Consider the following 3891-nt stretch of genomic DNA (forward strand, 5'->3'; position numbering starts at 1 on the left):
CCCCCATGGTCATCGCCATCCCATGGGCGCCGGCTTCCGACCCGGAGCCGGCAGGCCACGACGCCGAGAAAGGAACGATCATGAGCGAAGATGCCTCCCACTCCGATCTCCAATGGGGGTCGTTCCACACGACGCCCCTTCATACGAACATCGAGGCGCCTGCCCTCGCCGTAGTTTGGTGCGATACGGCACACGAGATTCGCAATTCGCTCAGCACCATCGCTGGCCCATTGTCCGTCCTCGTACGCGGAACCGCAGGCAGCCTCAACGGCGAACAACGGCTACAGGCAGAGGCGGCCCTGCAGTCTACTCGGCGACTCATCTGCCAAGTAGAGGAGGCCTTCGCCCTGCTATGCCCGCCCACGGAGAACTCCATTGGGGCTGGCGCAGAACCTCGACTCGACTTGGTACGTCTCGACCAAATGGTTCAACTGGTTGCCGCGTCGATGGAGCCCTACGCGCGAGCTAAGAGCCTCACCCTCTCGACCCGCTGCGCAACCGGCGACCTCAATGCTCGGCTTGACCGACGTAGGCTCGAGCAAGTGCTCGTGAACCTGATCTCCAACGCAGTGAAGTGCACGCGTCACGGGTGGATTGAGGTGTCGGTTGCGAGGATCGAGGCAAATCGGCTGACATTCTCCGTCAGCGACACTGGCGCTGGGATGCCACCCAAACACCTCGAGCAGTTGCTCGGCGGACGAACGGTGCCAGCAAACAGAGCGCGTTCAAGCAGCGACGGCGGCCTGGGGCTTGCCATCTGCCGACAGCTGGCCGGCCTCCTCGGCGGGACTCTCTCCGGAACCAGCCAGCCGGGATACGGCACCGAGATTGTTCTGACCATCCCGGTTGTATTCGAATAGAACCGCGCCTAAAGGGAATTCCCGTGTTGCGTCGGAGTTCGTTTGCTCAAACGCGAAGTTGCGTCGTCATCGCGCCTGACAGGAGGCAGTCCGGAATGTCCATGACATCACCGCCTGCAACTCAGCCACAAGATGCGCAAGCACAACCTAGGGTGAGCGCAACCACCGTGCCCGACCGTGCGACGTCTGTGCTCCCGTACCTAGTCGCCGAGCTCACCGGTCCGAACGGTCCGGTAGTGCGCTTCTCCGAGCAGGTCGCAGAGCGCCGCGTCGAGTTCCAGGCGCTTGTGGAGCTGCTGGTGCACGACACGACGCCGGGTGTCGACAGTGACGAGGCCGCTCAGGTGGCACGCGCTGTCGCGGCTGGGTGTCTCGGTGAACAGCACTTGTGGCGGGACATGGGGTTGCCATCGCGCACTTCGCTTAGGTCGCTGCTTGAGACCTACTTCCGGGAGTTCGCCGCCCACAACACGAAGGACATGCGCTGGAAGAAGTTCCTCTACCGACGGCTATGCCGCTGGGGCGGTTTCGCTACATGCAAGTCGCCAAGCTGCGGCGCCTGCTCGGATTACTCGGAGTGCTTCGGGCCGGAGTGACTCGGCGCTACTCCCGACCTGGCGGCTTGGGTCGCTCCGTGCGTCGGGCGAGCCACCCCTCGCTGGCATCAGGGAAGCTGTCGAAGCGCGGGATGTAGGGCTTGATGTCGAGCAGCGGCGTTGAATCGAGTACGTCGATGCCGCCCACACGCAACCGCGCGCCATCACGGCCGTGCAGGCGCACGACCGTGAGCCCGATCCCGTTGGGCCGCGCAGGATGCCGAGTCGCCCACAGCCCATGTGGCTCGTCGCCGAGAAACGTCTGACGTCGCATCTCGACGGGGGCTGCTCGGTCGAACTCGTAGAGCAGGATGAGGTGCGTGAAGCCATCGATGTCGGCAAGACCGTCGGCATACTCGGGTAGCAGCTCGACGACCCCCTGGTTCTCAGGGTGAAAGACGCCTTGAATCGGCGCGTCGTCTTTGGTCGCAAATGACGTGTGAATCGAGCCGATCGGTTCGAGCGTGACAGTCACGTGTGCTCCTCCAGAGTCGAATGTGCTGACGGTCACACCAGGGAGGTCCGGGCAATACGAAGGCTACTCGACGCCGAGAATGACCGCGCTTGCCTTGACGATAGCCGTAACGGGCGTACCCGTGGTCAAGCCGAGTTCGTCGGCGGCCTCGGTGGTGAGGGACGCGCTGATGTGCTGGCCGTTGCCAAGATCGACCTTGACCAGTGCGCTAACTGGGCCGCGGGTAACGGAGGCGACAGTGCCTACGAGCTGGTTGCGTGCTGAGAGCCTCATGCGACTTGCTCCTTTCGGCTGAGCGGGACGATGCGCCCCGCTTCGGGCTGATTGAACACCGACTCCGGAAGCTGCATCGCATGCAGCAGCCGCCGGATCTCGGGCGTACTCGGACTGCAAACAAGCTCGCGCGGGGCACCTACCTGAACAGCGCCCGTCCCCGAGTAGACGACGAGCGTGTCTGCAAGCACACACGCCTCGTACAGATCATGGGTGACCATCACGAATGGAACGCCGCTGTCACGTTGGACTTCACGTAGGAGCGCGCGCATCTCAACGCGAAACGGCAAGTCGAGCGCCGATAGCGGCTCATCGAGCAGGAGCGCTCGCGGCTCGAGAGCCAACGCGCGCGCGAGCGCGCACCGCTGCTTCTGCCCGCCGGAGAGCTGGTGGGGGCGCTTGCTCGCGAGGTCGGCGACGTGTAGCCGGTCGAGAAGCTCCTCGGCACGTGCGCGACGGGCAGTTCGCGGGACGCTCTTGAGCGCGTACTCGACGTTGCCGCGCACGCTCATGTGAGGGAACAGCTGCGCGGACTGAGACACGTAGCCGATTCGTCGATCCTGCGGCGGAGTCCAGATGCCACACGCCGTGTCGCCAAGCACGTCGTCGCCCAGAACCACGCGGCCCACATCGGGCTTGAGCGTGCCGGCAATCATCGAGAGCGTGAGCGACTTGCCTGCTCCCGAGTAGCCGAACAGTACCGTGAAGCCGTCGCGAACAGCCCATCCCACGTCGAGGTCGAAGCCGGGAAGATGCTTGCGAAGCGATACCGACAGCCCGCTCATCGCGCGACCGCCGAGGTCAGTCGGTCAGCGCCGAGGAGAACCACCGCGCTCACTGCCGTGAAGACAAGGACCAGCATGGTCGCCGTCTTCCAGTCACCGTAGATCACTGCGTTGTAGACCTCGAGTGCCATCGTATTGGTCTGGCCTGGGATGTTGCCGGCGACCATGATCGTCGCGCCGAACTCGCCGAGCGCCCGAGCGAAAGCGAGCGCGAGTCCGGCCGCGATGCCTCGCGCGGCGAGCGGCAGCACGACGAATGCCGCGGTCTCAAGTTCGCCGTGACCAAGGGTTCGCGAAGCGTCGGCGTGCGCCGGGTCGACTGAAGCGATGGCCGCGCGCGCCGAGGTGACACCCAACGGCAGCGCGATCACGAACGACGCGATCACCGCCGCCTGCCACGTGAACGTGAGTCCGTAGGCCGTGCCGGTGAGCGCTGACGTCAGTTTGCCGAGAACTCCCCCGCGCCCAATGAGCAGCAGCAGATAGTAGCCGGTCACAACGGGTGGCAGCACAAGCGGCAGCATCACCGCCACACTCGCAATGTGCTTGCCAGGGAACTCGCGAGTAGCTAGCACGTATGCGAGCGGAACACCGAGCAACGCGACCAGAATGGTCGAAAGCCCTGCCACCTGGAAAGAGAGGCGCAGCGGGAACGCGATTGCCGAAATACCCATCGTTTCCGCCTCCATTGTGCAGTTCGACGCCAGGGTGGATTGGGGTCCGCCTACCCGGCAGCAGGCGGACCCCGGGCAAGCTACTTGCTGGGCGCGGGTTTGAAACCCGCTTCGACTAGCACGGTCTGGTGCCTGGAATCACCCATAAGATGTTCCTTTCGGGATATGGCCGCGCGAACAACTGGCTTGAGGGATGCCAGCTCTGCCACGGGCTTCTCCCGAACAGCG

At 64.2% G+C, this 3891-nt stretch carries 6 protein-coding genes; 2 read left to right on the plus strand and 4 right to left on the minus strand.

Annotated elements, in window-relative coordinates:
- A partial coding sequence (locus P4L93_05525; GenBank protein MDR3686394.1) for a HAMP domain-containing sensor histidine kinase occupies window positions 1-860 on the plus strand: 860 nt, incomplete at its 5' end.
- Between the two features lie 152 nt (window positions 861-1012).
- Window positions 1013-1456, plus strand: coding sequence for a nitrogen fixation protein NifQ (locus P4L93_05530; protein ID MDR3686395.1), 444 nt, complete (start codon window positions 1013-1015; stop codon window positions 1454-1456).
- 7 nt (window positions 1457-1463) lie between these two features.
- Here P4L93_05530 and tsaA read toward each other — a convergent pair whose 3' ends face one another.
- The 4 genes from tsaA to modB all read right to left on the minus strand — a co-directional run bounded on the left by tsaA (window position 1464) and on the right by modB (window position 3663).
- Window positions 1464-1931, minus strand: coding sequence for a tRNA (N6-threonylcarbamoyladenosine(37)-N6)-methyltransferase TrmO (gene tsaA / locus P4L93_05535; protein MDR3686396.1), 468 nt, complete (start codon window positions 1929-1931; stop codon window positions 1464-1466).
- Between the two features lie 63 nt (window positions 1932-1994).
- Window positions 1995-2204: a TOBE domain-containing protein gene (locus tag P4L93_05540; GenBank protein ID MDR3686397.1), complete on the minus strand. Its 210-nt coding sequence runs from the start codon at window positions 2202-2204 to the stop codon at window positions 1995-1997.
- Window positions 2201-2989, minus strand: coding sequence for an ATP-binding cassette domain-containing protein (locus P4L93_05545; GenBank protein ID MDR3686398.1), 789 nt, complete (start codon window positions 2987-2989; stop codon window positions 2201-2203). The genes P4L93_05540 and P4L93_05545 overlap by 4 nt, the downstream gene beginning before the upstream one ends.
- Window positions 2986-3663: a molybdate ABC transporter permease subunit gene (gene modB / locus P4L93_05550; GenBank protein MDR3686399.1), complete on the minus strand. Its 678-nt coding sequence runs from the start codon at window positions 3661-3663 to the stop codon at window positions 2986-2988. Before modB ends, P4L93_05545 begins: the two co-directional genes overlap by 4 nt.
- Between the last annotated feature and the right edge of the window lie 228 nt (window positions 3664-3891).

It is taken from the genome of Coriobacteriia bacterium (assembly GCA_031292615.1).
Lineage (GTDB): Bacteria > Actinomycetota > Coriobacteriia > Anaerosomatales > JAAXUF01 > JARLGT01.